Source organism: Streptomyces sp. NPDC025784 (assembly GCF_055558435.1).
In genome coordinates, this window is the sequence record NZ_JBVHMN010000006.1 from 163,219 (window position 1) to 189,026 (window position 25,808).

General features: G+C 69.1%; 28 protein-coding genes and 1 pseudogene. 21 read left to right on the forward strand and 8 right to left on the reverse strand.

Features of this window, described 5'->3' with window-relative positions; genetic code table 11:
* The first annotated feature begins 23 nt into the window (after positions 1 to 23).
* The 4 genes from ACZ4IF_RS16110 (at position 24) to ACZ4IF_RS16125 (ending at position 3,773) form a co-directional block, all read left to right on the forward strand.
* The gene (locus ACZ4IF_RS16110; protein WP_467563308.1) at positions 24 to 1,481 is read left to right on the forward strand and encodes an FG-GAP-like repeat-containing protein; all 1,458 of its coding nucleotides are present in this window, start codon (positions 24 to 26) and stop codon (positions 1,479 to 1,481) included.
* Between the two features lie 163 nt (positions 1,482 to 1,644).
* Positions 1,645 to 2,940, forward strand: coding sequence for a PP2C family protein-serine/threonine phosphatase (locus ACZ4IF_RS16115; protein WP_467563310.1), 1,296 nt, complete (start codon positions 1,645 to 1,647; stop codon positions 2,938 to 2,940).
* Positions 2,941 to 3,060: 120 nt separating this feature from the next.
* Positions 3,061 to 3,552: a DUF2975 domain-containing protein gene (locus tag ACZ4IF_RS16120; RefSeq protein WP_359497030.1), complete on the forward strand. Its 492-nt coding sequence runs from the start codon at positions 3,061 to 3,063 to the stop codon at positions 3,550 to 3,552.
* The gene (locus ACZ4IF_RS16125; protein WP_345651716.1) at positions 3,552 to 3,773 is read left to right on the forward strand and encodes a helix-turn-helix domain-containing protein; all 222 of its coding nucleotides are present in this window, start codon (positions 3,552 to 3,554) and stop codon (positions 3,771 to 3,773) included. The genes ACZ4IF_RS16120 and ACZ4IF_RS16125 overlap by 1 nt, the downstream gene beginning before the upstream one ends.
* 153 nt (positions 3,774 to 3,926) lie before the next feature.
* Here ACZ4IF_RS16125 and ACZ4IF_RS16130 read toward each other — a convergent pair whose 3' ends face one another.
* From ACZ4IF_RS16130 to ACZ4IF_RS16140, 3 genes and pseudogenes are all read right to left on the reverse strand, one after another.
* Positions 3,927 to 4,490, reverse strand: coding sequence for an aldehyde dehydrogenase family protein (locus ACZ4IF_RS16130; protein WP_467563313.1), 564 nt, complete (start codon positions 4,488 to 4,490; stop codon positions 3,927 to 3,929).
* Between the two features lie 106 nt (positions 4,491 to 4,596).
* Positions 4,597 to 5,217: pseudogene (locus tag ACZ4IF_RS16135) on the reverse strand (aldehyde dehydrogenase family protein); the annotation flags it as partial.
* Positions 5,126 to 6,103 carry a quinone oxidoreductase family protein gene (locus ACZ4IF_RS16140; RefSeq protein WP_467563315.1) on the reverse strand — a complete coding sequence of 326 codons (978 nt, stop codon included), beginning with the start codon at positions 6,101 to 6,103 and terminating at the stop codon, positions 5,126 to 5,128. The gene ACZ4IF_RS16140 and the pseudogene ACZ4IF_RS16135, both read right to left, overlap by 92 nt.
* A 220-nt stretch (positions 6,104 to 6,323) precedes the next feature.
* On the opposite strand from ACZ4IF_RS16140, the gene ACZ4IF_RS16145 reads away from it, so the two are divergent.
* The 3 genes from ACZ4IF_RS16145 to ACZ4IF_RS16155 all read left to right on the forward strand — a co-directional run bounded on the left by ACZ4IF_RS16145 (position 6,324) and on the right by ACZ4IF_RS16155 (position 9,599).
* A complete protein-coding gene (locus ACZ4IF_RS16145) occupies positions 6,324 to 6,983 on the forward strand; it encodes a TetR/AcrR family transcriptional regulator (protein WP_467563317.1) in 660 nt (219 codons plus the stop codon).
* A gap of 589 nt (positions 6,984 to 7,572) precedes the next feature.
* Positions 7,573 to 8,232, forward strand: a complete 660-nt coding sequence (locus ACZ4IF_RS16150; RefSeq protein ID WP_467563319.1) for a response regulator transcription factor — start codon at positions 7,573 to 7,575, stop codon at positions 8,230 to 8,232.
* Complete coding sequence (locus tag ACZ4IF_RS16155; protein ID WP_467563321.1) at positions 8,229 to 9,599, forward strand: sensor histidine kinase; 1,371 nt, start codon at positions 8,229 to 8,231, stop codon at positions 9,597 to 9,599. Before ACZ4IF_RS16150 ends, ACZ4IF_RS16155 begins: the two co-directional genes overlap by 4 nt.
* On the opposite strand, the gene ACZ4IF_RS16160 is transcribed toward ACZ4IF_RS16155, so the two are convergent.
* Together ACZ4IF_RS16160 and ACZ4IF_RS16165 are read right to left on the reverse strand one after the other, a co-directional pair.
* Entirely contained in the window at positions 9,577 to 10,521 is a 945-nt protein-coding gene (locus ACZ4IF_RS16160) for a COG4705 family protein (RefSeq protein ID WP_467563323.1), read from the reverse strand. The two genes, ACZ4IF_RS16155 and ACZ4IF_RS16160, sit on opposite strands and share 23 nt — an antisense overlap.
* A 99-nt stretch (positions 10,522 to 10,620) precedes the next feature.
* Positions 10,621 to 11,463, reverse strand: a complete 843-nt coding sequence (locus tag ACZ4IF_RS16165; protein ID WP_467563325.1) for a COG4705 family protein — start codon at positions 11,461 to 11,463, stop codon at positions 10,621 to 10,623.
* A 289-nt stretch (positions 11,464 to 11,752) separates the two neighbouring features.
* Here ACZ4IF_RS16165 and ACZ4IF_RS16170 point away from each other — a divergent pair, with 289 nt between their 5' ends.
* From ACZ4IF_RS16170 to ACZ4IF_RS16195, 6 genes are all read left to right on the forward strand, one after another.
* Complete coding sequence (locus ACZ4IF_RS16170) at positions 11,753 to 12,424, forward strand: DedA family protein (RefSeq protein WP_467563327.1); 672 nt, start codon at positions 11,753 to 11,755, stop codon at positions 12,422 to 12,424.
* Between the two features lie 279 nt (positions 12,425 to 12,703).
* The gene (locus tag ACZ4IF_RS16175) at positions 12,704 to 13,387 is read left to right on the forward strand and encodes a hypothetical protein (protein ID WP_467563329.1); all 684 of its coding nucleotides are present in this window, start codon (positions 12,704 to 12,706) and stop codon (positions 13,385 to 13,387) included.
* Positions 13,388 to 13,751: 364 nt separating this feature from the next.
* On the forward strand, positions 13,752 to 14,306 hold the full coding sequence (locus ACZ4IF_RS16180; protein ID WP_467563331.1) for a hypothetical protein: 555 nt from the start codon (positions 13,752 to 13,754) through the stop codon (positions 14,304 to 14,306).
* 407 nt (positions 14,307 to 14,713) lie between these two features.
* Positions 14,714 to 15,205, forward strand: a complete 492-nt coding sequence (locus ACZ4IF_RS16185; protein ID WP_467563333.1) for a serine-threonine protein kinase — start codon at positions 14,714 to 14,716, stop codon at positions 15,203 to 15,205.
* Positions 15,206 to 15,446: 241 nt separating this feature from the next.
* On the forward strand, positions 15,447 to 15,920 hold the full coding sequence (locus ACZ4IF_RS16190; protein WP_467563335.1) for a hypothetical protein: 474 nt from the start codon (positions 15,447 to 15,449) through the stop codon (positions 15,918 to 15,920).
* A gap of 377 nt (positions 15,921 to 16,297) precedes the next feature.
* Positions 16,298 to 16,864 (forward strand): hypothetical protein, encoded by a 567-nt coding sequence (locus tag ACZ4IF_RS16195; protein WP_467563337.1) that lies wholly within the window; start codon positions 16,298 to 16,300, stop codon positions 16,862 to 16,864.
* A 405-nt stretch (positions 16,865 to 17,269) separates the two neighbouring features.
* On the opposite strand, the gene ACZ4IF_RS16200 is transcribed toward ACZ4IF_RS16195, so the two are convergent.
* Positions 17,270 to 18,001 (reverse strand): type 1 glutamine amidotransferase, encoded by a 732-nt coding sequence (locus ACZ4IF_RS16200; RefSeq protein ID WP_467563339.1) that lies wholly within the window; start codon positions 17,999 to 18,001, stop codon positions 17,270 to 17,272.
* Between the two features lie 425 nt (positions 18,002 to 18,426).
* Between ACZ4IF_RS16200 and ACZ4IF_RS16205 the strand changes: the two genes are divergently transcribed.
* From ACZ4IF_RS16205 to ACZ4IF_RS16215, 3 genes are all read left to right on the forward strand, one after another.
* Complete coding sequence (locus ACZ4IF_RS16205; protein WP_467563340.1) at positions 18,427 to 18,897, forward strand: GNAT family N-acetyltransferase; 471 nt, start codon at positions 18,427 to 18,429, stop codon at positions 18,895 to 18,897.
* Between the two features lie 88 nt (positions 18,898 to 18,985).
* Entirely contained in the window at positions 18,986 to 19,483 is a 498-nt protein-coding gene (locus ACZ4IF_RS16210; RefSeq protein WP_467563342.1) for a hypothetical protein, read from the forward strand.
* A gap of 240 nt (positions 19,484 to 19,723) precedes the next feature.
* Complete coding sequence (locus ACZ4IF_RS16215; protein ID WP_467563344.1) at positions 19,724 to 20,425, forward strand: 2-phosphosulfolactate phosphatase; 702 nt, start codon at positions 19,724 to 19,726, stop codon at positions 20,423 to 20,425.
* 193 nt (positions 20,426 to 20,618) lie between these two features.
* Here ACZ4IF_RS16215 and ACZ4IF_RS16220 read toward each other — a convergent pair whose 3' ends face one another.
* Positions 20,619 to 21,044 carry an SRPBCC family protein gene (locus tag ACZ4IF_RS16220; protein ID WP_467563346.1) on the reverse strand — a complete coding sequence of 142 codons (426 nt, stop codon included), beginning with the start codon at positions 21,042 to 21,044 and terminating at the stop codon, positions 20,619 to 20,621.
* Between the two features lie 294 nt (positions 21,045 to 21,338).
* On the opposite strand from ACZ4IF_RS16220, the gene ACZ4IF_RS16225 reads away from it, so the two are divergent.
* The 3 genes from ACZ4IF_RS16225 (at position 21,339) to ACZ4IF_RS16235 (ending at position 23,967) form a co-directional block, all read left to right on the forward strand.
* Positions 21,339 to 22,427 carry a MerR family transcriptional regulator gene (locus ACZ4IF_RS16225; RefSeq protein WP_467563705.1) on the forward strand — a complete coding sequence of 363 codons (1,089 nt, stop codon included), beginning with the start codon at positions 21,339 to 21,341 and terminating at the stop codon, positions 22,425 to 22,427.
* A gap of 156 nt (positions 22,428 to 22,583) precedes the next feature.
* Positions 22,584 to 23,291, forward strand: a complete 708-nt coding sequence (locus ACZ4IF_RS16230; protein ID WP_467563348.1) for a shikimate kinase — start codon at positions 22,584 to 22,586, stop codon at positions 23,289 to 23,291.
* A gap of 100 nt (positions 23,292 to 23,391) precedes the next feature.
* Positions 23,392 to 23,967 (forward strand): GNAT family N-acetyltransferase, encoded by a 576-nt coding sequence (locus tag ACZ4IF_RS16235; protein ID WP_467563350.1) that lies wholly within the window; start codon positions 23,392 to 23,394, stop codon positions 23,965 to 23,967.
* Positions 23,968 to 24,133: 166 nt separating this feature from the next.
* Here ACZ4IF_RS16235 and ACZ4IF_RS16240 read toward each other — a convergent pair whose 3' ends face one another.
* On the reverse strand, positions 24,134 to 24,337 hold the full coding sequence (locus ACZ4IF_RS16240) for a cold-shock protein (RefSeq protein WP_028801133.1): 204 nt from the start codon (positions 24,335 to 24,337) through the stop codon (positions 24,134 to 24,136).
* 461 nt (positions 24,338 to 24,798) lie between these two features.
* Between ACZ4IF_RS16240 and ACZ4IF_RS16245 the strand changes: the two genes are divergently transcribed.
* Positions 24,799 to 25,173: a globin family protein gene (locus ACZ4IF_RS16245; protein WP_345651654.1), complete on the forward strand. Its 375-nt coding sequence runs from the start codon at positions 24,799 to 24,801 to the stop codon at positions 25,171 to 25,173.
* A gap of 185 nt (positions 25,174 to 25,358) precedes the next feature.
* Positions 25,359 to 25,718, forward strand: coding sequence for an ArsR/SmtB family transcription factor (locus tag ACZ4IF_RS16250; RefSeq protein ID WP_359496968.1), 360 nt, complete (start codon positions 25,359 to 25,361; stop codon positions 25,716 to 25,718).
* Positions 25,719 to 25,808: the final 90 nt, after the last annotated feature.

The following is a 25,808-nucleotide window of genomic DNA, read 5'->3' on the forward strand; positions in this document are numbered from 1 at the left end:
GCCGTTCGGTCCGTTCCCGCCGCATGAGACTGGCCATCGCCACCGGGGTCGCCCTGACCGCCGGTCTCCTGTGGGTCCCCGCCGCCCGGGCGAGCACGTCCCCCACCACAGCCAGCAGCCGCCCTCCGCACGACGACTTCAACGGCGACGGCTACCCCGACCTCGCGATCGGCGCCCCCGGCACCGCCCTGGGCTCCCAGCAGAAGGCCGGCGCGATCACCGTGCTGTACGGCGCGTCGAGCGGCATGTCCACCTCCCGCAAGCAGTCGCTGACCTGGTCGCAGCGCACCGGCACGACCGACCCGAAGCAGAGTTACGGCAGCGCGCTGCAGAGCGCCGACCTGGACGGGGACGGCTACGCCGATCTGGTGTCCCTGGTGGGCGGCTACATCACCACCGGCGGTGGCACCCGCGCGTCCGGCCACTGGGTGACGGTGAACTGGGGCGGACACAAGGGTCTGTCCGCCACGCCGACGCTGCTGACGGCCACCACCGTCAGCGGCTACACCCTCGGCGACGCGGACGGCGACCATCACCCCGACCTGATCACCTGGGGTGCCCCGGTCGACCACCCCGAGCAGCAGATCTCCGTCGAGAAGGGGCCGTTCACCCGGGCCGGCGGGGGCGGGGAGGTCAGCACCCTGGACATCGCGTCCACGGACTCCATCCACCCGACGCTCGTCATCGCCGGCGACGTCAACGGCGACGGGATCGCCGACCTCGCCGTCGGCACCAGTTCCTCCGAGGAGTCGGACTCGCGCGGGGTGGCTGTGCTGCTCGGCTCCAAGAGCGGATTCGGCCGTCCGACCTGGCTCAGGGACGGCGTCGGCCGGATCGGCGGGGAGGACCTGGCGACAGGCGACCTGAACAGGGACGGTTACGGCGACATCGTCGTCGGTCACTCCTTCGACGGTTACGACAGCGACGTCGAGCTGCCCACCGAGGGCGGTGCGGTGATCGTCGTCTACGGTGGCCCGCAGGGCCTGTCCACGACCCGCAAGCCCGTATGGATCAACCAGGACACCCCCGGGGTACCGGGCGTGGGCGAATACGGCGACGGCATGGGCACGGGCGTGTCCATCGGTGACACCAACGGCGACGGCTACCCGGACGTGGCGACCGGTCTGCCCAACGAGGATTTCGACGGGATCACCAACGCCGGCAGCGTGCTGGTACTGCGCGGCAGCGCGATCGGGCTGACCGGCACCGGCGCCAAGGTGTTCAGCCAGAACACCACTGGAGTGCCCGGCACCGCCGAGAAGGGCGACCGGTTCGGCCTCTCGACCGCGCTGGTGGACGCCAATGCCGACCACAAGGCCGGGCTGGTCGTCGGCGACCCGGACGAGAACGCCTCCAACGGTTCGGTGTGGGTCTTCTCGACGGGCTCCGGCGGGATCATCGCGAACGGGTCGTTCTCGTTCGGGGCCGCCACGGCCGGACTGCCCAACCATCAGGCCGAGTTCGGCGAGTCGCTGGACTGACCCGTCGTACGGGCGCAGGTTCGGGGCGCGCAGCCGGGCCGGTCGGCCGGCGCGTGACTCGAAAGCCGTGCGTAGCCCAGGCGATTGCATCCGCGGCCGATGGCGGTCGCGCGGCGATCGATTCGGGAAGGCACCCTCCGTGGAACGCTACGACGTTGATCAGATGCTTGAGCTGGCGCTGACCCGGCTGAGGGTGCTGGCGGACATCAACTCCGCCCTGGCCGAGACCATGGATGCGAGCGAGGGGCTGCGTCGGGTCTGCGAGATTCTGGCGCGCCGCGTCGGGGACTGGTGTGCCTTCGACGTGCTGGCGGGCGATGAGGAGGTGCATCGCATCTGCGCGACGCGGACCGAGACCGCCTCCACATTGCTGACGGAGGAACGAACCACTCTGCCGGAGACTGCCACCGGTCCACTGGCCCGCGTCCTGCGCGGCGCGGGCCCGCTGCTCCTGACCCGTGCCGATCTTCAGAATTCCGCTCCCCATCGCGACCCGTGGGACACCGCCGAGGAGCTGGGATACGCGCGACAGGACGCGGTCAGCGCCATCATCGCCCCGCTCTGGGCCCGTCGGGAGGTGCTCGGCGCCCTGACCATCACTCGATGCGGCGATCGTCCGCTGCTCGTCGCCGACGACGTGCGGCTCGTCGACGACATCGTCCACCGTGTCGGCCTCGCCATCGACAATGCCCGTCTGCACCGGGAGACCCAGCACATCGCCGAGCGCCTGCAACGCTCGCTGCTGCCTCCCCTGCCTCATGGCGGCGCCCTGACCATGGCCGCCCGCTACGCCACCTCCTCCAGCGGCGCGCAGGTCGGCGGGGACTGGTACGACAGCTTCCTGCTGCCCAACGGCGACACCACCCTGATCATCGGTGACGTGACCGGCCACGATCTCCAGGCGGCCGTCACCATGAGCAAGCTGCGCAACATGCTCCGCGGCATCGCCTGCGACCGCCAGGAACCTCCCCACAAGATCCTTCAACGCCTGGACGTCGCTCAGCACGCCCTGTACCCCGCAGCCACGGCCACGTGCCTCTACGCCCTCATCCACGGTCCCGAAACCGGCCCGTGGGAACTCGAACACTCCAGTGCCGGCCACCCCGCTCCCCTGCTCGTCACCAGGGACGGCGACACCCGCTACCTGGACGGCGGCCACGGACACATGCTCGGCGCCTGCACCGACCTGCCCCGCACCAGCGCGACCGTGCCCCTTCCCGCCCAGTCCACTGTTCTCCTCTACACCGACGGGCTCATCGAACGCCGCGGCGAGTCCATCGACCGCGGCTTCACCCGCCTGCGCCAACACGCCGCAGCCCTCGCCCGCGAAACCCCGGACACCTTCTGCGCGGAACTCCTCACCGGTCTTGCCTCCGACAACACCGACGACGTCGCCCTGCTCGCTCTGCGCCTGCCACCGGACGACCACTCCCCCACGACGGCGTCCCACGGGAGCTGACGGTTCACGTGAACGCCATGCCGTGAGACGGCGCGACGGCGTCGCCCCCTCCGTTCCCCCTCTTGCCCCACCTATCGATATTCGATAGATTTCTATCGCAACTCGTTGGAAGGGTGGGTCATGGGAAAGCTGACCGTGCGTGCGCTGCGCGCCGTGCTCGTGGTGGTGCTCGCCGGCACCGTGCTCGTACAGGCATTGATGGTGTGGACGTTGGTCAGTGGGAGCGACCCGGAGGACGGGTCGCTCCCACTGACCCCGTTGCGCGTGATCACGATCCTGGGCATGGTGTCGGCCCAGGTCGCCGTGGTCAGCGTATGGAAGCTCGTGGCGATGGTGCGACGCGGAACCGTGTTCTCCCACGCCGCCTTCCGGTACGTGGACCGCGTGATCGGCGCGATCGTGGCGGCCGCCCTCCTGTGGTTCGCGGTCACGGCCGTCAACGCGCCGGGCCAGCGCGACGACCCGGGCGTCACCGTCATCATGGGCGGGATCGGCGTGGCCATCCTGGGGGTCGCGCTCATCGTGCACGTGCTGCGGATGCTGCTCACCCAGGCCGTCGCACGCGACGTCGAAGCGGCGCAGATGCAGGCCGAGTTGGACGAGGTGATCTGATGCCCATCGCCGTCGACATCGACGTGATGCTGGCCAAACGCAAGATGTCCGTGGGCGAGCTCGCGGACCGCGTGGGGATCACGCCCGCCAACCTGGCGGTGCTCAAGAACGGCCGCGCCAAGGCGGTGCGCTTCGCGACGCTCGCCGCGCTCTGCGAGGTGCTCGAGTGCCAGCCGGGCGACCTGCTGCGCTGGGAGGCCGAGAACGTCGCGGGCGCATGAACCGTCCCCACCTGCGCGTCATCGCCGATCCCGCCCGCCTTCGACCAACTCCGTGAGTGTCCCGGGCGGTTCCGCCGGGCCCGAAGTGTGGCGCCGGGGGGGGGGGGCCCCCCCCGCGGGGGGGGGGGGCCCCCCCCCCCGGGCGGGCGGGTGTCAGTCGGCGAAGACGGTGCGGGTCTCGAGGTAGGCGTTGAGGCCGTGGATGCCGAACTCGCGGCCGAGGCCGGACATCTTGAAGCCGCCGAACGGCCTGGTGGGGTCGTCGACGATCTCGTTGATCATCACTCGCCCGGCGAGTATCCGATCGGCGACCGCGCGGGCGCGCGCCTTGTTCTCGCCGTAGACGTAGGCGTGCAGGCCGTATTCGACATCGTTGGCGATGACGACGGCTTCTTCGTCGTCGCGATAGCTGATGACGGACAGGACGGGACCGAAGATCTCTTCCTGGGCGATGGCCATGTCGTTGGTGACACCGCCGAAGACGGTGGGCTTCACATAGTTGCCCGCCTCATGACCCTCGGGCTTGCCCTCGCCACCGACCAGGATCTCGGCGCCTTCCTCGATGCCCTTGCGGATGTAGCTCTGAACCCGTTCGTAGTGTCCCTGCGACACCATCGGCTGGACGACCGTGTCGGGTGCCTGCGGATCGCCGATCGTCAGGGCCTCGATCCCGGCCTTGATGGCGGTCTTGGCCTCCTCCAGTCGGCTTTCGGGCACGAGGATGCGGGTTCCGGCGATGCATGCCTGACCGGTGTTGAGCAGGCATCTTCTGGACGTCGGGGCTGTGGGTGAAGGTGTTGCCGACGACCGGGCCGATACCGTTGACCACGTTGATGACGCCGGGCGGCAGGTCGGCCTTCTCGATGCACTCCATGAGGATCTGCGTCTGGAGTGTGCTCAGTTCGCTGGGCTTGACGACGACGCAGCCGGCGGCGAGTGCGGAGGCGGTCTTCCCTGCGATGAACCAGGGGTTGCCGTTCCAGGGGGTGATGAGACCCGCCACGCCGAGCGGCACCTTGGTGACGGTGGCGTTGCCGTACCTCTCCTCGAAGTTGCCCGGCTTGAGGACGTCCTGAGCCAGGAGGAAGAAGTCACGGGCCTGACCGTTGATGTAGCGGGCGAAGAAGGCGGGGGCGCCGTACTCGGCGACGGTCGTCGCGACCAGCTCGTCCATACGCTCGGTCAGGGCGTCCGCGTTGCGCTGCAGGTACCCCTTGCGTTCCTCCAGGGTGGTCGCGGACCAGGCAGGGAAGGCCGCCTTGGCCGCGGCGATGGCCCGCTCGGTGTCGACCTCGTCACCGATGCGGTGAGCGCGGCGCCCAGGGGAAGTGTCGGTCGGCGGGGCGGGCTGGTCAGACCGTGAGGACGAGGCGTCCCGGGACCTCGCGCGCCTCCAGGCGGCGGTGTGCCTCCGCGGCCTGGGACAGGGGCAGTTCGTCCACATGCAGCGTCAGTTCTCCGCGGGCGAGGAGGCCGACGACCTTTTCGGCGGCGGGCCGGGCGGCATCGGGGTGGGCCGCGAGGTAGGGGCCCGCCGCGAAGCCGAGCATGGCCGCGTTTCGATGCCACAGGTCGTCGCCGGTGAGCGGGGTGTCGGGGGTCCGGGCGGCATGGCCCACCACGAGGATGCGGCCGAGCTGGGACAGGACGTCCAGGCTGGCCGTACGTACGTCGCCACCGACCGGGTCGACGACTACGTCGGCCGGCCTGCCGTCCAGATCCTTGACGAACTGATCGCTGGTGAACACCTCGTCCAGACCCAGATGTTCCGTGTCCTTGATGCGGGCCCGCGAAGAGACGGTGCCGAACACGCGGGAGGCGCCCAGCGACCGGGCGACCGCGGGGAAGGTGGCGGCCAGACCGCCGGCCACGCCGTGCACCAGCACGCTCTCGCCCTTCTGGAGATGCGCGACCCGGGTGAGGGCCAGATAGGCGGTGGTGGCGTTGGGCAAGGCCGAGACGGCCTGCGCGGGGTCCACCCCGGAACCCTTGAGGGAGACGGTCATGGCCACGTCGGCCAGGGTCACCGAGGCATAGCCGCCCAGGCTCATCTGCGTCAGGGTGACCACCGGTTCACCGACCTGGAACCCGGTCACCCCCGGACCCAGCGCGCGGACGGTCCCTGCGGCCTCCAGACCGGGCACGAGAGGCGGCTGCGGCATGCCGGGCCGTCCGGCGAGGTCCCCGCGGCGGAAGAACACGTCCACCAGGCCCACCGCTGCGTGGGTGGTGTCGATGGTGAGCCGGCCCGGGCCGGGCCGGGGCTCGGGAAGCTCCGTCTCGGTGAGCACCTGCGGCCCGCCGAATTCATTGATGGTGATCGCACGCATGGTGCACTCCGTACTTCGTCGTTTCCGTACGGCCGTCACTGCGGATCTTTCACGGTCCGGACGGCCGTCGCCCCGCAAGAGGAAACATCCCTGGCACCTCTGCGGTGGCGACACCGGAAAAGTAACGCAAGCATGTTGCGTTGTCAACGCAACGGCCTTGCGTTGTGAGAGCGGGGGTCACCCACCTGCAACGCACGCCGATTGCGTTAACGTATTGGGCATGACAAAGCCCGGCTTCCAGCGCGCCTACTCCTCCGAGCACAAGGCGCAGCGAGCCGCCGACCTGATGGAGGCGGCCCGGGCCCTCGCCGCCCGCGACGGCGTACGCGGGGTCACCCTCACCGCGATCGCCCAGCACGCGGGCGTCCACGTCTCGGCCGTACGCCGCTATTACGCCTCTCGCGAGGAGATCCTGCTCAACCTCGCCGAAGAGGGGTATGAGGACTGGTCACGGGCCGTCACGGCGGAGCTGTCCCGCCACAGCGACATAAGCTGCGCGGAGCTGACACGCACGCTGGTCGCGCCTCTCACCGAGCGTCCCCTGTTCTGCGACCTGCTCACCCATGTCACCCTGAGCCTCGAACGCGAGGTCACCTACGAACGCGTCCGCACCTTCAAACGCGCCGCCGGCAACGCCGTGGCGGCCGTCACCGGCGCCATCAGCACGGCAAGCACTCTCGACCGCGACCAGGCCCAGGAACTCGTCGTCGCCACCATCGCCCTGACCGCGCCGCTGTGGCAGGCCGGACACCCGGGGGAAAACCTCGCCCGGCTGTACCGGGAGGAACCCGCCGTCGCGCACGTCGGCATCGACTTCGAACCCGCCCTCACCCGCCTCCTCACCGCCCTCTGCGACGGCCTCACCCACAACGAAGGCTGAGCCGGCCCTTCACCACCCACCCGGACCCGCCGGACACCCCGCGGGCCGGGCGAGCCCTCTCGGCGAGAATCCGGCGGCCGCCACGCTCGTGGGCACCGCGTCCGTGACCCGTCGCGCCGGCCGCCGAACCCCGGGCTCCTCCCCCGCGTTCCCGCCGCCCCGCGGCCTGCCGAAGCGACTGCACGATCACCACCAAGGCGTCGGCATGCCTCGAAACGCGCGCGTTCGGGCACGTTTCCGGCGCCATTGTCGTCTACAGTTCAGTAGACGGTCTACTTCCTTGTAGTCGGTCGTGTCGCCCTGTTCGACCTGATCGGGTCGTCCGCAGGAAAGGATTTCGACCGTATGGCCACACCGGCCCCGGCCTCCGCACACGGACCGGGCGACACACGCCTCCGACTGGTCGTCCCCCTCGCGGGCCACAACATCACAGGAGCCTTCACCACCGGGTTGCTGATCATGTCGGTGACCCTGAGGGCTCCGCGCCGAGCGACGGCGGTGCGGCCGGCCATGGGCACGCGTCGGCCCCGGTGGCTGCCCGGATCGTTCATCGCGGGCACGACTCCCCGCCCGGCCGAGGGAGACCGCCGTGCGCTCCAAGATCCTGATCGTTGAGGACGACCACGCGCTGCGGGACGCGCTGCGCCGCGGGCTGTCCGACGACTTCGATCCCGTGCTCGCCCCCGACGGGGCGATGGCCCTGCGGCTGGCGACCCCTGCCGTCTCGGCTGCAGTCCTGGACATCGGACTGCCCGACGCAGACGGCCGGGACGTGTGCCAGGCCATGCGAGCCAACGGCTTCCCGGGCCCCGTGATCTTCCTGACCGCCCGCCACCAGCTCACCGACCGGCTGTCCGGGTTCTCCGCCGGGGGCGACGACTACCTGCCCAAGCCCTTCCACCTCGCCGAACTGGCTGCCCGGCTGAGAGCCGCGCTGAAAAGATCCGTTCCACGGTCCATGGCCGTGACCGGTGACCTGGTCCTGGATGCCGTGGACCACACCGTGACGGCTCACGGCGCGCCGGTCGCCTTGTCCCCGACCGAATTCCGGGTCCTGGCCACGCTCGTCGCCGCGGACGGTGCGATCGTGCGCCGTATCGACCTGGTCCGGGCCGGCTGGCCGGACGGCGCACAGGTCAGTGACAACACCCTGGACCAGTACCTGACCCGGCTGCGCCGCAAGCTGCGCGAGGCAGGCAGCGGCCTGAGCCTCGGCACCGCCCGCGGGATCGGACACCGTCTGTCATGAGCGGACCCTTGCGCCGTCCGGTCCCCCGCACCCTGCGTGGCCGTCTCTCCCTCGTGGCACTGACCACCGCCGCGCTGCTGATGACGGTCCTGACCGTGGTGTTCAACGTGGTGATGGACCGGCACCTGCAACACCAGGCGGACAGCGAACTGCACACCCGGGCGGACGCGGTGGCCGCCACCGTCGACACCAGCGGCAGCCGGGTGCGGGTCCTGGAGGCCGCCGACGACCGGCTCCTCGACTCGAACGTATGGGTCTACGCGAGCGGGCGGCTGCTGGAGAAGCCGCCCGCTGCCTCGGCCGACAATCTCCTGACCGAGGCCGCGGACCGGCTGGCCGCGCAACGCCAGTACGCCTGCGCGACGGTCCAGGACCGTCAGCCCGTCCGGCTGTGCGCCCTGACCGTGGCCGGCCACCATGCTGCCGCCGTCGTCACCGCCCTGGACCTCGGCCCGTACCGGAGTTCCGCCGACACTCTGCTGCTGGGCTCCCTGGTCCTGGACGCCGTGATGCTCGGCTGTACGTACGTGCTCACCCGTCTGTCCGTCGGCCGGGCCCTGCGCCCCGTACGGACCATGACCGACCAGGCCGCCCAGTGGAGCGCCGTGGGCTCGGACGATCGTTTCGGCGCCGCGCACCAACCGGTCGAACTCACCGATCTGGGCGCCTCACTGGACGCACTCCTGGACCGCATACGCACCGTACTGCGGCACGAGCAGCAGCTGACCGGGGAGTTGTCCCACGAGCTGCGCACCCCGCTCACCCGGATCGTCATCGAGCTCGACTGGCTACGGGCCCGGCCCCGCTCCGCCGTGGAGGTCCGCGCGGCCCATACGGTGATGGCCGAGGCCGCACAGTCCATGCGCACGATCTGCGACACGCTGCTCGACGACGCCCGCCAGAGTGCCCTGAACCCGGCGACGGTTCCCGGCACCACCGACGTCGTACCCGTCCTGCGGCGCCTGCTCCAGGACGCGGAGGCTCCATGGCGGCTGAAGACCACGTTGGAGACCGAGGATCCGGTTCCGCGGGTGGCGGTCGCGCCCGCTCTGCTCGAACGGATCCTCAGTCCCTTGCTGGCCAATGCCGCCCGCTACGCCGAGTCCACCGTGACCGTGTCCGCGCGGACCTTGCCCGGCGCAGTGGCCATCGACGTCGTCGACGACGGTCCGGGCGTGCCGGAGGCGTTCGTCGGCGAGCTGTTCCGGCCTGGGCACCGTGCCGACGCCGATGACGGACACGACGGGGCGGGGCTGGGACTTCCGCTCGCGCGGCGCCTGGCCCGTGCCGTCGGCGGCGAGGTCATGTACGACGCCACCTACGCGTCCGGGGCCAGATTCACGGTCAGCCTGCCCGGCGGCGGCTGACCTGCCCCCGTTCCGTGGCCGACGCGGCGCTGCCCCTGCGCTCCTGCGCCTGGGCAAAGACCACCAGGCCGAACAGGACGGCAACGAGTACGGCCGACGAACCCTCGGTACCGAGGTCAAGACCGCCCTTGGCAACTGGCTTCGTGAGAAAGTCTCCCGCCGTCGCACCGAGAGGACGGGTGAGGACGAAGGCAATCCAGAACAGAAGCACATTCGGCACCGTGGGCACCTTCGTCAGCGCGAGGAGCAGCGCGAGTACGCCGGTCACGAGCAGCGCGCCCCCTGCGTAGCCGAGGCCGGAGCTGTCGGACAGGAAGTCGCCCATCGAGGTGCCGAGCGTGTTGGACACCAGGATCGCGGACCAGAACAGGGCCTCGCCGCGGAAACTGACGATGTCACGGATCTGGAACGTCATCCCGCTCAGTTTCCAGGCGAAGAAGACGGCCAGGAGGATCGAGATCAGGACGGCTGCTCCGGCCGGGTAGCCCAGGCCGAGGCCCTGCGGGCCCCAGCCGAGCGAAGTGGTGCCGCCGGACAGGTATCTGGCGCTGGCGTCACGGTTCATGAAGTCGGACATCGTGGTGCCGGCCATGCTGGTCGACAGGATCACGGTCCAGTAGAAGAACGGGTTGTAGCGGCGAGACCGCAGCTGAACGACCAGCGTCACCACAAAGATCGCGAACAGTGCGATCGTGGTGAGGAAGTAGCCGAGTCTCAGGGTCTGCGCGAAGAGGTCGCCCGCTGTCTCGCCGAGCGTCGTCGCGGCGATCTTCATGATCCAGAATGCCAGTGTGACCTCTGGCAACTTCTTCATCACCGCAGTGGTCGACATGCTCGCCGCGTCGGCGCCGTTGAGAACCTCTGGTTTCTCCACGTGATGCTCCTGATCGTGCCGAACGACAGAGCGCCCGCCCAGAGACACGGGCGAGCGCTCCGCTCGGATGAGCCGACCGCGGAGAGCAGCCGGCATGTCGACCGTGGCACAGCAAGCCTGAACGCGGCCTGAATGCCTGCCGGAGACTCAGGCCACCTGCCGGGCTCCCGCCTCCCGACCGGTGACGTCCCTGCGGGAAACGGCCAGGTACGCCACCAGTGCGAGGATCACTGCCAGGAACAGCACGCTGGTCACCACGGTGCCCAAGCCCAGGCCTCCGCCCGCGGACGGCTGGGACAGGTAGTCACCGATCGAGGCACCGAGCGGGCGGGTCAGGATGTAGGCGATCCAGAAACTCCACACCGCGTGGAGGCCCAGCGCGAAGTGCGCGACGGTCACAGCGGCGATCGCCAGGGCGAAGAGCACCGCGGACAGCCAGTAGCCGAGATCCATGCGCTCGGAGACCAGGTCACCGGCCGCCGTACCCAGAGCGAACGTGAACAGGACGGCGAGCCAGTAGAAGGCCTCACGGTTGGTGGTGTCGATGTGATGGATGGACAGCGTCCGTTCACGTCGGTACCAGACCGCGAAGACCACCGCGAGGATCACGGCGAACACCGTGGTACTGGTCTCCAGGGGCACGCCCATGTTGTCGGTGAGGTTGTCGCTGATCAACGTACCGACGACGCTGATCAGGGCAACGGCCGCCCAGTACACGCCCGCCCGGTAGGCCTTCCTACGGAACTGGACGACCAGGACCACCGCCACAACCGCGCTCATCAGCACCGACACACCCGTCAGGCCCAGTCCGGCCTTCTCGGCCAACAGGTCTGCCGCGGTCTCTCCGACCGTCGTGCACAGTACTTTGATCACCCAGAAGTAGACCGTGACCTCGGGCGCCTTGTTCCAACGCAGTCGCTGACCGGAAGACCGGGCAACCGGGCTTCCCGCCCCGGCTGTTGCCGAGGAATTCGACGTCTCATATGTCATGGGGCGTGACCGTGCCACCGCGCACCTGAACGCATCCTGACTGCTGCCGAGCGCCGTGTCCCAGCCGTCTCCATTCCACACGGCACACGTAGGCAGCACGGTGATCGCGCACAGGACGATGTCCGGGCGCACCCACTCCGCGTCTGTCATAGGGCTGCCTCCGCTCCCCCATCGTCTACAGTGAAGTAGACCGACTACTGTCTTGTAGACACAGACGCGCGCGGAGCGAATACGCCATAGAGCGTTCCGGTCCGTCTGCCCCCTACCGGCATCACGAAGAGGCTCGTCCATGACGCTCGCACACCAAGCCGCATCTCAGGTGCACCTCGCCGTGAACCTTCTCGACGCGCAGTCGTTGCTCGCCGCCTTCGGCACCCTCGGCATCGCCGTCGTCCTCTTCGCCGAGACCGGTCTCCTCATCGGCTTCTTCCTGCCGGGCGACTCGCTGCTGTTCACCGCCGGGCTGCTGTGCGCAGGCTCGGCGACGCAGCCCGGTCACCTGTCTCTGCCCTGGGTCCTCGTCGCCGCGGCGACCGGAGCCCTCGCAGGCGCACAGACCGGATACCTGCTGGGCCGTAAGGCAGGCCCGGCGTTCCTGGCCCGCGCGAAGTCCCGCAAGATCAAGGAAGGCGCCGACCGCGCCGGGGACATCCTCCACCGGTACGGTCACGCCAAGGCGATCGTGCTGGCCCGGTTCCTGCCGATCGTGCGCACCGTGCTGAACCCCCTGGCCGGCATCCTGGCCGTCCCGGTACGCACCTTCACCCTGGCGCAGGTTTTCGGGGGGCTGGCGTGGACGGTCGGCCTGGTCCTCGCCGGTTACGGCCTGGGCGCCTCGGTGCCCAACGTCGACCGCTACCTCCTGCCCATCATCGCCGTGATCGTCGTGGTCTCGCTCGTGCCGATCGGCCTCGAACTCATCCGCTCCCGCCAGGCCCGAGAGACCGGCGACAGTGCGTGAAGCCCTCTCTGAAGCCACCTCACGTCAGACTCCGCTCGCCGGTCTGCCACTGACCGGGCGCGAGATCATGCGAATCCAGTTGGGCGCCTCGAGCACATCAAACTCACTGGCGTCGACCCCACCGATCCGGCTCATCGCCACTTGCTCCGGACCGCGGCGACCGGGTCGCCGACGCTGCCGATGTCAGCAACACACGTCCTTTGCAACCGAGTTGAGCAGCCAGTCACAACTGTCGCGCCCCACTGGTAACGCGCACCACCTGGCCAGCACAATCACCTCATGGACGCAGGACTTGCAGGACTCCTCGGTGGCGTCATCGGCGCCGCCGTAGGCGCAGTCGGCGCTACGGCATCCGCGTGGATCACCGGAAGGAAAGCGGAGCAACAGGCCAAGATCCAGTCCGAGACGCAGTTGGGGCAAGCCCGCCTTCAATTGGATGCTGAACGGACTCGCGGACTTCGCGAATCGCGCAAGAGTGCCTACCTGGCCTTTGCCGAGGGCTGGAGTCAAGTACATGGGACATTGGCCGAGGCAGCCATCAAACTCGGAGGCATCGCGGCAAGCGACCCTCCCGAAGAACGCGAAGAGCGCCGTCAGGCAGCACGCCGCCTCTGGAATGAAGCACGTGCACTGCACCGCCACCTCAACCGTCTTCTGCACGTCATTTATGTCGAAGGCCCCAGCCGGACGGCCGGCGCGGCGCCGACGGCAAGCGGCGCCCAGGCCGAGGCACAGGCGGCAAGTGGCGCCCTGGCGGCAGCGCAGGCGGCGAGTGGCGCCTTGGCGTCGGATTTCAGCGCGGTCATGGACTGGTTGCACGCGGTTGACCATGGGACAGAAACGCCACAGCACGGGGCGGAGTCGGAACGAGCGCACGGCGAGGCATACGGCAAGCTCCTGGAGTTCCTCTATGCCGCCGCGGATGCCGTCATGCAGGACACGTCAGACATCCGGGAGCCGTGAGCCGAGGACGTCAGACACACTTCCGGTGCTCGACTGCTCCGTCGGCCTTCCACCCGAGAAGGCGCAACCTGCCGCTGCTCTGGAGGAGTTCGTCCCGAAGGATGAGCCGGCACAGACGCTCGTCGGTCACATTCGGGATTGATCCTGCCGCGGCCACGGGTCCCCCTCGCACAACAGCGGAACCTGATCCACCGTGGAGCAGGAGCATAGGCCGAGCGCTCAGGCGCCGCGACTCGGTCCGTTCGAGCCCGCCATGACGGAGGGGGAAACGGAGCGTGTTCGGTGAACGCACCGCGTCACGGTTGCCGGGTCTGTAGGCTTTGCGGCGCAATTGCTGGCCTCTTCCTGTATGGGCTAGGACACCGTGGACACTGCAACACTGCTGCTGCTCGGCGCCGCAGGCGGAGCGGTGCGCGGGATCATGCACGCCTACGACTGCATGACCGAATGGCTCAGTGGGCGTCAGCAGTACCGGCTGGCGCCCGACCCTGGCGCGGAAGGACCGCCCTCGTTCAAGGCCTTCTACGACGTGGGGGGCGAGTCCATCGCAGCTGTGGTACATGCCCTGCTGGGAGCTCTGGTGGCTGGGCTGCTGGGGACATCGGGACAGGTCAGCGGCGGCTTCGCAGTGTTTGCCGCAGGCGCTTCGGCTCCTTTGGTCCTCGTCCAGCTCAAGAACTCCCGTCTGGCCGGGGCGGTCCTGGGGGAAGGCGCTGCCCCGGAAGCCGCGAACGCCACGCTGCCGACGGACACAACGGCCGGCGCTCCGACCCTGGCCAACACACCACGGACCACGTCGGCGCAGCGCACCGCCGACACGCCCACTCCGCCGTCGGCCAACAGCCCGCAGCCGTCGCGTTCTTCCCCGTCGCCGGGCAGTGCGCGCGGGACGGCCACGGACCAGGACGGCACCGGATGAGCCGGCCCAGGCTGCTGCGCCGGGCCGCCGCGGCCACCCTCGGCGCCACCCTGCATCCCGCCCGAACCACCGTCCTGACACCGGCCCTTGAGCTCTCTCTCGCCCGCCGGGTCACAGCCGCCGTCATCGGCATCCGCTCTTACCAGCCCGTCGGCACCTCCCCCAAACCGTCGAGGCGTTGGGAAGTCCGCCGCCCCGCCCACGAGGCCCTGCGCCTGTCCACCGTCACAGCACGCACACCGCACGCCGAGAAGGGCACGGCCCCCGACGATCGGCCACCGCACCAACGCGGCCCACGACCGGACCCATCGGCTCGGGTGACCGTCATTTTCGATCCCGCATCACCCGTCGTTATCGGGACGAGCGGTACCCCATCTCATCAGCGTGAGCAACGGCCGCGCCACATCTTGGCGCTGGCCGCGGTGGCCGCCGTCCTCGCCATCGCCTTCACCGCATTCGGCTACCAGCTGCGCCCTCTTCTCCACCAGCAGACAGCCTCACACTCGGTAGGCAGCGACGACCCGACCCCCACTCCCGTGGTGAGCGGTGTCGTGCCAGCGGGCTACCTCGGCAGCTGGACGGCCACCATCACCGACGCCGTCGGCAAGAACACCAGATCACTTGTCATCAAACAGGGCCGCGTCGGCGACGACGTACTGATCCTCGTCGCCGACGGACCCACCACCGGCGACACCTACCACTGCGTGTTCACAGCCCCTCTGTCCGCCGCACCCAGCAACGGCGACCGCCTTGAACTCGGCCCGAGCACCCTCACCTCCGGCACTCCGGCGGCCTCCTGCTCGCCGGGCAAGGCCTCGACCCTGACCCTCACAAGCGACAAAGCCCTGCGCCGCACCAGCGACAACGGGGACACCATCACTTATACCCGCAGCCGATGACCCACGCCCATGGCCTTCCCTGCCCCATCCAGGCAGACCAGGAGTGCGTCCGCCGCGGGATTTGGGGGCGGCTTCGGTGCTTCGCCGGTGTGACGGGGTCGCGGCCACGAGGCCCTGGGGTCGGTGCGAGGCTCGTCACGTCGGTGTCCCGGTCGACAGCCGTGAGCCGTTTCATGGGCCGATTGCCGGGGCCGTTGATCGAAGTCATTCAGTTGTCGCTCGGTCCGCTCACAGTGAGAGCATGCGCTCCTGGGACTCCCTGACCATCGCTGAACAGACGCTCATGCGTCGAGCAATATCGGAGTACTCCCTGGCCGAGGTGGTGCAGAACTACGGTGTGGCACTGCGCTGGACCGGTGTGGTCGGTGCCGCCGAGGCCAGCGGCATGCTCACGGGCGCGTTCGGGATCTGGGAGGATCCGCCGGACGACCTGGACATTCACGAACGCCTTGCCTGGGTGGACCGGCAACTCGCCCCGCTGCTGCCCTTCGTCCGCGAAGGCTGGATCGAGGTCCAGCACTACCCCGACGAAGACAGCGACGCCTTCACGGTGATGTCCCTCGACGAGATGCGCGCCGCCCTCTGCGACCCCGACGTCCGCTACGAGGGCGACGAATGGGGCGTCGGCGTCGGATGCATTTTCACCTACGCTGGGCTGGCGGTTTGGCGAGGCGGCTGGAGCAGCGCATGGGGACGCCGCCTCACCCTCGACTGACTCTTGTCTTCCCCGGCCGCAGGGCGACGACCACCACAAGAATGCCCCCGCCGGCCTCCACCGATATGCATCCAGGCCATCGGAGCGCCCGCGGGCAGCCGGGATGCAGAAGCTTCCGCGTGGCCGAATACGGTCCCCTGGTCAGGCTCAAGATCGCCTCTGGTGGCCCCACGGGTCCCGGAGCTATCCTCTGCCCCTCGTTTCAAAGAGGGGGCTGGATGCGCACGGGGGCACTGTCGGCGGCCAGATCGGGTGTCACCGCCATGGTGGGGGCATGCGCGCTGGTATTGGGCGTCAGCGGATGCGGCACGCATGAGGATTCGGGCGGCCCGGCCCGGACCGCACGGGCAAAGGCATCCGCCCATGCCGCTCGTACCTTGAGTACGGCGGACCTCAAAGCCCTCACCTTCCACGACGGCGAAGTGCCGCAGGCGTGGGAGGGTGCGATCGATGTCACGGTCCGCGACGACACTGCCGATACCGACGCCTTCCCTCCCGTCTCGGATCCGGACTGCCAGCGAATACTCGACATCAGCCGCGGCGAGAACGCACCCGCCGTCGTGGACCAGATCTTCAACTGGAAAGGCGACATATATCCGGGAGGCTCCACGCTCGCTGCCTACAAGGGTGAGGACGCCGAGCACGCCTTCGGCCGGCTCCGCGACGGGCTGAAGTCGTGCACATCCTTCACCGGGACCGGCTTCGTAGGGAAGTATCACTCGAAACTGACCCCCGGCAGCCCGCCCCACGTAGGCGACCAAGCCGTGAGCTTCCGCATCGAAAACCCCATCGACGGCCGGGTACGCACCGATCAGTACGTCGTAGTCCGAGTGGGTAGCACCATGGCGACATTCTCCGCAGTGAACGTGAACCGACCGGCGTCCTTCCCGTTCGAGTTGATAGAGAAGCAGGTCACTCGCCTGCGGAATGCCCAGCGCACCTGAGTGTTCCGCCGACGGCCTTCCGGCCGCCTCTTCGAGGAGCCTCCACACCGGGGCGTCGTCCGGGTTTGGGCGCCGGCGCCGTCGGTCTCCCGATAGGCGCGCGAGTGCGCCGAGGGTGCGGGCCTCGCCGAGTCGGTGGCCGATCGCACGGTGCACGGCAAGGGCTGCCGGCCGAGCTCGACAGCTGCGCCGTATGCCTTCATCGACATAGCGGCACCTCCGGCCCTGGTGACGGTCGCGACATCGCACAACCCGCACAGCCAGGAGGGGCCCGAGCCACTGAAGCGAAGCCGGCAGCCATCGCGTGCGTCACAGGAGCCGCGTCCAGGTCTCGGCGGTGGTGACCGCCGTTCGGCATCAACCTGGTGGCGACGCCGGGCCGCCGGCCACCATCCCCGCAGCCGGTCACGGCAGTCTCGCGCACACCTCGGCGAACCTCCGCGTGAACACCGACCACGCCGCGACCGCCGCGCCCTCCTCGGCCACGGCCTCCTCGTGCAGCCGGTCCCTGTCGAAGCCCTGACGGGCCAGCTGCTCCCGGTCCCAACCGGCGATCCGCTCGGCCTCCGCCTCCGGGTGGAACTGCACACCCCAGGCACCCGCCCCGACCCTGAACGCCTGGTAACGGCAGGCCGCGCTGGACGCCAACCAGGAGGCACCCGGCGGGAGTTCGGAGATCGCGTCGACGTGCCGCTCGATGGCCGGAACGGTCGCGCCGAGCCCGTACAACAGCGGATCGTCGGCGGCTTCGGGACGCAGCCGGATCTGCGTGCTCCCGAACTCGGGCTGCCCGTGACGCGCCCGTACGCTGCCGCCCGCGACCTGTGCGAGCAATTGGCCACCGAGGCAGATACCGAGGACGGGCGTGCCGTCGCCCAGCGCCTGCGCGACGAGGCGGCGGGTGGCGGGGAGCCACGGCGCGCGCTCGTCGTCGTCCGGGAGGAAGCCGCCGCCGAGCACGAGAAGCGGCCTGCCGTCGAGAGTCCGGGGCAGGGCCTCCCCCTCGTAGGGACGCAGCACTTCCAGGCCGATTCCCGCCTGACCCAGCCAGGCCCCGACTCGGCCAGGACCGCCGCTCCTGGTGTTCTGTACGACCACGGCGGTCGGCGGGCCCGGTGCGTGCGGCGAGCTCGTCATGGCCTTAGCTCCCTGCTCGGCATCTGCGTGCGCTGCGTCGTTCTCCACGGTGATCCAGGCAGCAGATCAGGGTGCGACGCCTGACGTCAACGGTCCATCCGCCGCCCTGCTCTGAGGGTCATGTCCCGCCTCGCGGCCGGGCAGGGATGCGAGGTTGACATCCTCAAGGAGATCTTCTGGCGCCCGATCCCCCAGTGCCCCCGACGGGCCCGTCCTCGCGGGTCTCGGAGTCTGCGCCCAGGTTCGAGCAGCTGCCTCGGCCCGGTCACAGCTCGGCGCGCCAGTCCCGCTCCGGATCCGCTGCGTCCCATACGCTGCGGAGACGTCCAAGCTGATGTCCCTGATATCGCGTGCATGGCCGCACGGCGGCGGCTCTTCGCGTCGGGCCGGATGGCTCAGCCGCCGGGTGCAGGAAAGGGTGTGACATGAAGTCCCCAGCCGTGCAACTGCGGGAGATCACCGACGACAACCGGGACGCCGTCCGTGCCCTCCGCGTCCGAAGCCGCCAGAAGCAGTTCGTCGCATCCGTGTCCAAGTCGCTCAAGGAGGCGGCGAAGAAGCCGGAGACCAATCCCTGGTACCGCGCCATGTACGTCGGCGACGAGCCGGTCGGCTTCGTGATGCTGTCGTGGAAGCCGCCGGCCGGTCCTTATCAAGGGCGACACTTCATCTGGCGCCTCCTCGTCGACAAGCGGCACCAGCGGCGAGGGATCGGCCGGGAGACGCTCACCCAGATCGCCGCCCTGGTGCGCGCCGACGGCGCCACCGAGCTGCTGACCAGCTACGATCCCGGCGAGGGCGAACCGTGGCCCTTCTACAAGAAGTTCGGGTTCGAGCCCACCGGGGAGATCGACGACGGCGAGATCGTCCTGCGGCTCGTCTTTCCCTCCCCATGAGCACATCCGGCGGACGGTCTCGCGGCTGTCGCACGACCAAGGCTCGCCCCGCACCGGTGCTGTCCGTCCCTCCTGACACACTGCTCCCATGGACACCACGCCCGAGCACATCAGCTCCCGGACCGCCGCCGCATGGACGGTCGCGCTCGCGGTCCTCGGGGGATTCACCGGCCTCGCCTGGGGCGGGCCGTTCCTCGCCGTCACCTGCGGCCTTTCCCTGGGAGGCGGCGCCGCCGTGGGAACGGCCCTGTCCCGCCGTCGCATCGTGGCAACCATGCGCGAAGGCCAGGGGAAGGCCGCCGCCCTCGGGTACGCGGACGGCATCGCCGACATGATGGTGCTGGGGATATCCGCGTACAGCGCCTCCGTCTTTCCGCTCTCCGGTCCCGACGCGGTGGACGCCGCCGAGCGCAGGGCGCGACGCAAGGCCGCCTACCAACTCACGGCCGCCGACGGGCTTCCCCACCACATTCGCGAGGCCGCGGCCGCCGCGCTCAAAGCGATCGACGAGCGGCACGACCGCGACACCCAGTCCGCGATCGAGGACCTCATGAAGGCGGTCCAGGAGCAGCGCCGCGGCACCTGACACAGCACGAGCGGGACGGTGATCCCTCCACACCTCACCCGGTCCGGCCGTCCGCCGTACAGCGTGACCGGCAGGGGCGCACAGTCCCTCCGGGCCGGGGATGCGTCTCCCCGGCCGGCGCTGCGGCTGTCGACCGCGCCGGCTGTCCGATTCTGTGGCAGGTGTTGCACGGCGGGGCCGTCGACGTGATGCGTATCACCGTGGGGGTCCTTCGGGTTGGGCATGCGCGATCATGACCGGATGGACGCTCGTTTCCTTGGTATCCCTGAGCTGGTCGAAACCCCGTCCGTGGCGGTCGTCGTCGACGTCATGCGCGCCTTCACCGTGGCGGCCTGGGCGTTTGCCCAGGGAGCGGAAAGGATCGTTCTTGCCGAGTCGCTGGACGAAGCACTGGCGCTCAAGGCTCGACACCCGGATTGGGTGGCGCTCAAGGACGGTCCGCCCGCGCGCGGGTTCGACGCCGTCAACTCGCCTGGCCTGCTGAGGTCCGTCGACCTCGGCGGGCGGACCGTTGTGCAGAAGACCACGGCCGGAACGGTCGGCGCCCTCGCGGTCAAGGAGGCGTCGCTGGTGCTGTGCGCCGGCTTCGTGGTGGCGGAGGCGACGGCTCGTGTCCTGCGGACACGCCGCGGTGACAGTGTCACGTTCGTGGTCACCGGCGAGGACGGGCAGGCCGATGAAGATCTGGCGTGTGCTCAGTACATCGCTCGGAGGGCCACGGAAGCTGCCACGCCTGCAGCTGAGTACCTTCGCCGCGCCGCCGACTCGCGCGCCGCTGCCGAGCTGACGGAGGGTGTGCGTCAAGGGGTCCATCCCGATGACGTCGCACTCTGCCTCGAGCTCGACCGGTTTCCCTTCGCCATGGTGGCGGCGCTGGACGACTCGCTCATGGTTCTGCGCCGATGCTCCGTGCCTTCGCTGGTCGACGAGGCTCCGATCTGATCGTCGGTGAGGTCTCGACGAGCCGGACGTCACGGATGTCGAGCAGTTCTGCGAGCGGGCTCTCGGGCGGTGCTCGTGTCGTCTTCGTCGGGACCTGTCCTGATACCCCTGAAAGCCAGTGACCGTATCTCCCGGCCCCGAGCGAGGAACTTGTCCCACTCTCTGCGGGCTGTGGACCCGGCGATGTCGGACATCAGGTGGAAGCCACAGTTTCGGCAAGCTTCTGGAATTCACCGAGGTCGTAGTTGGCGAGGACCGAGTCCAGATTGGTGACTGCTCCGAGGCGCTCGACGAATCCCTTCGGGTCGTACTCGACCTGCAGGGTCACGCGGCTCGAGGAGTCACTCAGGCGGTGGAACGTCACGACGCCCGCGTGGTGGACGCCCTCGGTGGTGTGCCAGGCGATCCTCTCCCCGGGGATCACCTCGGTCAGTTCGGCGACGAAGTTCTTGTCCGCTCCCGGCACGGACAGCTGCCAGGCGAAGCGGCGTTCGTCCAAGGGCTCCACCAGGCGGACGTGACTCAGGAAGGACGGCCACCTGGTCACGTCGCTCCACAGATCCCACGTAACGGACACGGGGGCTTGGATGTCGACGGTCTCCACGAGGGAAGCGGACACGCTGTACCTCTCTCTCGTCCTCGGCTCGGCGCCGGTCAGCGCCGAATCAGTCAGACCCGGTTACCCCCGCACCTCCGCCCCACACAGCGCTGTCGCAGCCGCCCGTGCTCCACAACGGTCTCCTGGTGCGAGGCCCGGTCGATCTCGCCCTGCACCGTGACCGCTCGACAGCCTGGAGCTGCTGGACGACGCGACGGTGGAGCCACACGTTGTACCAGTGGCGCGGCGCTTGACCCTCACGTGGCGTGATGCCGCATGGTCGGTGTCGTGGAAGAACACCTGACCGTGGGACGCGTGGCCGAGCTGGCCGGCGTGAGCGTCCGCACGTTGCATCACTACGACGAGATCGGACTCGCGCGGCCATCAGCGCGGACCGCGGCCGGATACCGGGCCTACTCGGCGGACGACTTGGAGCGACTGCGGGAGGTGCTCGCCTACCGGCGGCTGGGCTTCGGATTGCGCGAGATCGCGGATCTGGTCGACGACCCGGCCACCGACGCGGTCGCGCGCCTGCACCGGCTGCGCGGTCTGCTGCTGGAGCAGCGCGACCGCGCAGCCGCCATGGTGACGGCCATAGACAGGGAACTGGAGGCACGGGCAATGGGGATCAGGACGACGCCGGAGGAGCAACTGAAGGTGTTCGGGGCACAGTTGTACGAGGCCATCGGGTCCGCCTACCCTGCGACGCGACGTACCGAGCCGCGGATCGCCGCGAGGGTCTGGGACGCACTCGGGGACGCACGGACGGTACTGAACGTGGGTGCGGGCACCGGCTCCTACGAACCCCCGGACCGCGAGGTGACCGCGGTGGAGCCGTCGGCGGTCATGCGGGCGCAACGTCCCGCGGGGGCGGCGCCGTGCGTGGCCGCCGCCGCGGAGAGCCTCCCGTTCGAGGACCGGTCCTTCGACGCGGCGATGGCCTTCAGCACCGTTCATCACTGGCAGGATCCGATCGCCGGGCTGCGCGAGATGCGGCGCGTGGCCCGCCGCGTCGTGGTGTTCACGCACGACTCGAGTGACATCGGATGGCGTCAGCGGTTCTGGCTCTCCCGCGACTACCTGCCAGAGGTCGCCGACCTCGTCGCCGGCCGCCCCTCGGTGGACCAGCTGGCCCGCGCGATCGGGGCTCGCATCGAACCGGTGCTCATCCCGTGGGACTGCGCCGACGGCTTCTTCGAGGCGTACTGGCGCCGACCCGAGGCGTACCTGGACGAACATGTGCGCCGCGCGGTTTCGGTATGGACCAGGGTCGGGCCCAAGGCGGAGCAGCGGGCGGTGGACAGGCTCCGGGACGACCTGTCCTCAGGCCGGTGGGCCGAGCGCAACCGCGACCTCGTCGATCTCGACGCGGCGGAGCTCGGCCTCCGCCTGCTCGTAGCCTGAACCGTCGTACGCGAGAACGCCGTAAGCGGGCCGACCCGCCGGAAACAGCGGACGAGCGGCCACCTCGGACCACCGGCCGCCGAGCCGCGCCCGATCGGGCTGAGCCGGCTCCACCGTGGCGGCCCTTCGAGTGCGTCGACCATGGTGGAGAGCACAATGGGATTCGCCTTCGTCGTCCTCGTGGACAGGAGTGGAATGCAGCCCCGGCAGTATGAAGAAGTGACTGGCGCCGCAGAGCTTGCGGCACGGCTGCGGCACGTCTACTGGATCGGTGGCGGGAGCGGTGCAGGCAAGTCGACGACGGCCCGCCGGCTTGCCGACCGTTACGGTTGGCGCTTCTACGCGACCGATGACGTGATGCACGATCACGCGGGGCGGACCACCTCCGAGGAGGCCCCCTTCTTGCACCGGTTCATCGACATGAGCATGGACGAGCGATGGGTGAACCGCTCTCCGGAGGTCATGCTCGAGACGTTCCACTGGTTCCGGGGGGAGGGTTTCGGTCTGATCATCGAAGATCTCCTTCTTCTGCCGCGGGAGCCGTGCGTCATCGTCGAGGGATTCCGGCTGCTCCCGCACCTCGTGAAGCCTCTGCTTGCTGCCCCTGAGCACGCCGTCTGGCTCCTCCCCACCCCCGATTTCCGCCAGGCCGCCATCCTGAGTCGGTCGGCACCGGGAGACGGGTTCCTGCGGAGGACCAGCGATCCCGCGCGGGCCGGCCGCAACATCGCCGAACGCGATCGCATGTTCGCACAACGCCTCCGGGACGAAACCGAGCGCCTTCAACTCCGCACTGTTCAGGTCGACATCACGATGTCGGAAGATGATCTCGCCGAGCAGGTGACCACAGCGTTCCGGCTCTGACATCAGCCGGCACACCGAGCGGGCCGACGGGTCGGTGCCGCTGCCTCCATCAGTCGTCCCGGGCCGCCGCCCGCCGACGGGCGTGCGATACGTTGCGGCCATGACTGAGCTCGGACCCAGCACCTGGCCACCTGTCCCGATCAGGACCGGGCGGCTCGTGCTCCGCGAGTCCGAGGCCCGGGACCGTACAGCGTTCATCGAGCTGTTCGCCTCGCCGGAGGTGGGCACCTACATCGGAGGCGCTCGATCGCGTGACGAGCTCGAGCGCGCGGTGCCCGAGATGCCTGGACGGCGCCCCGGCCTTTTCGTGGTCGATCTCGACGGGGCGATGACCGGCATGATCACGCTCGACCGACGCGACGCGGAGCGGCCGGGCCACGTCCGACCGGATGGTGGGGAGGCCGAGCTCGGCTACATGTTCCTGCCGCAGGCGTGGGGATACGGGTACGCCGCTGAGGCGTGCGCGGCGGCACTCGACTGGTTCGGCGGCGCATTTCCCGGTGAGCCGGTGGTGCTCTGCACCCAGACCGCCAACGACCGCGCGATGCGCCTCGCGGCGAAGCTGGGTTTCACCGAGGTGGAGCGGTTCGAGGAGTACGGCGCCGAGCAGTGGTTCGGCGTGCGGTCTGCCGATCCAGCCGGCCCCGATGACGCCCGGACATCAGCGGCCGGGTAGTTCGGGGACGTCAGCGGCCTTGGTGCAGGGCCGGAAGTCGATCCGCATCGTACGTGGCAACAGGGTGGCTCACCCCTTGCTGGCTCACCGCTTGCTCACTCACCCCGCAGCACAACGGGGCCCGGCGATGCGCCGAGCCCCGTTGTCTGCCTTTGGCTACGTCTTGTCAGCCGCGGACGATGTTCTCGGCCTGGGGGCCCTTCTGGCCCTGGGCGACGTCGAAGGTGACCTTCTCACCCTCGACGAGCTCGCGGAAACCGTTCCCGGCGATGTTGGAGTAGTGGGCGAAGACGTCCGGGCCGCCGCCGTCCTGCTCGATGAATCCGAAGCCCTTCTCGGCGTTGAACCACTTCACGGTACCGCTGGCCATGCTGCTGTCCTTCGATATAGCCGGAATGCCCGGCTGGTCTATGAAAAGAGGCTGCCCGCGAGCGAGCAACACCCCGTGTCTGTTCTACACCACCCGCTGCTCGTCATAACAGCAGGTCCATGTCTCAGGTTGAAGCGATCGCTGGTCAGGGGCAGGAAAGAGAGTCTTCTGCGCGGCTCACGCGGTCCCCCGGGACCCTGCGCGCCGACCCGCGGCCTGCCCGCCCCGGGTCCTTGCGGCACGACATCACGGGCGCGAGTCGCACAGGGACGGCCATCCTCGGCGATGGTCGCGCTGCCTCGTCGCCTGTCGAAGTGGTCGGAGAGGCAAGGGATTCAGCGGACTTCTGTCAGGTTCTGGCAACTAGTGGGCACTTGGGACGTGAGAAGGCAGCGCGCTCCTACCGTGTCTGCGACGGCGGGCGGGCATCCGCCCGGCCGAGCGATGGAGGGGAGCAGACCGTGGCCAGTGTGGAAGTTTCGCTCAAAGAGCTGATGACGGCCGTCGAGGGATCGGTGGGGGCCGCCGTTGTGGATTACAGCAGCGGGATGGCGCTGGGAACCCTGGGCGGAGGAGCCGACCTCGACCTGATGGTGGCAGCGGCCGGAAACACCGACGTGATCCGAGCGGAGGTGCGGGCCATGGAGCAGGTGGGCCTCGGCGGGCAGATCGAGGACATCCTCATCACTCTTGGGCACCAGTACCACCTCATCCGGCTGGTGACCGGGCGGGACGGCAACGGCCTGTTCCTGTACTTGGTGCTGGACAGGGCCAGGTCCAATCTGGCCATGGCCAGGCATCAGCTCAAGAACGTGGAGCAACAGCTCGCTGTGTGACGTAGTTTTTCGCGTGCCCGCGATGTGAAGAGTTCTGCAACTCTCCATATCCGCATTCCGCCATTTCGCGGATCCGGGCGGTGTACAGGTGCACGATCGGTTGTGCGGGGCGGGACACGCGAGTCTCCCGCCCCTCCCCGGCAGCCCCTCTCGGGGTCCTCGCTGACGCGCAGGGAGCGTATGTCTTGCAAGTTCCCCTCTATCAGGCCAAGGCCGAGTTCTTCCGGATGCTGGGGCATCCGGTGCGCATCAGAGTGCTGGAGCTGCTGCAACACGGTCCCGTCTCCGTCAGAGACCTGCTCGCCGACATCGACATCGAGCCGTCCAGCCTCTCCCAGCAACTGGCGGTCCTGCGCAGGTCGGGCATCGTCGTTTCGATCCGTGACGGAAGCACGGTCAGCTACGCGCTCGCCGGCGGTGACGTCGCCGAGCTGCTGAGAGCCGCCCGGCGCATCCTGACGGAGCTGTTGGCGGGACAGAACGAACTCCTCGCCGAGCTCCGTCAGGCCGAGCCGCCCTCCGCCGTGCCGTCCAACAGCGGCTGACGGGCAGCCGCTCTTCTCCCCAATGCCGAGGTGGTCCATCCAGCGCCGGGCCGAGTGCTCCGCCGTCTCGTCTCGCACTCGATCCGGTCA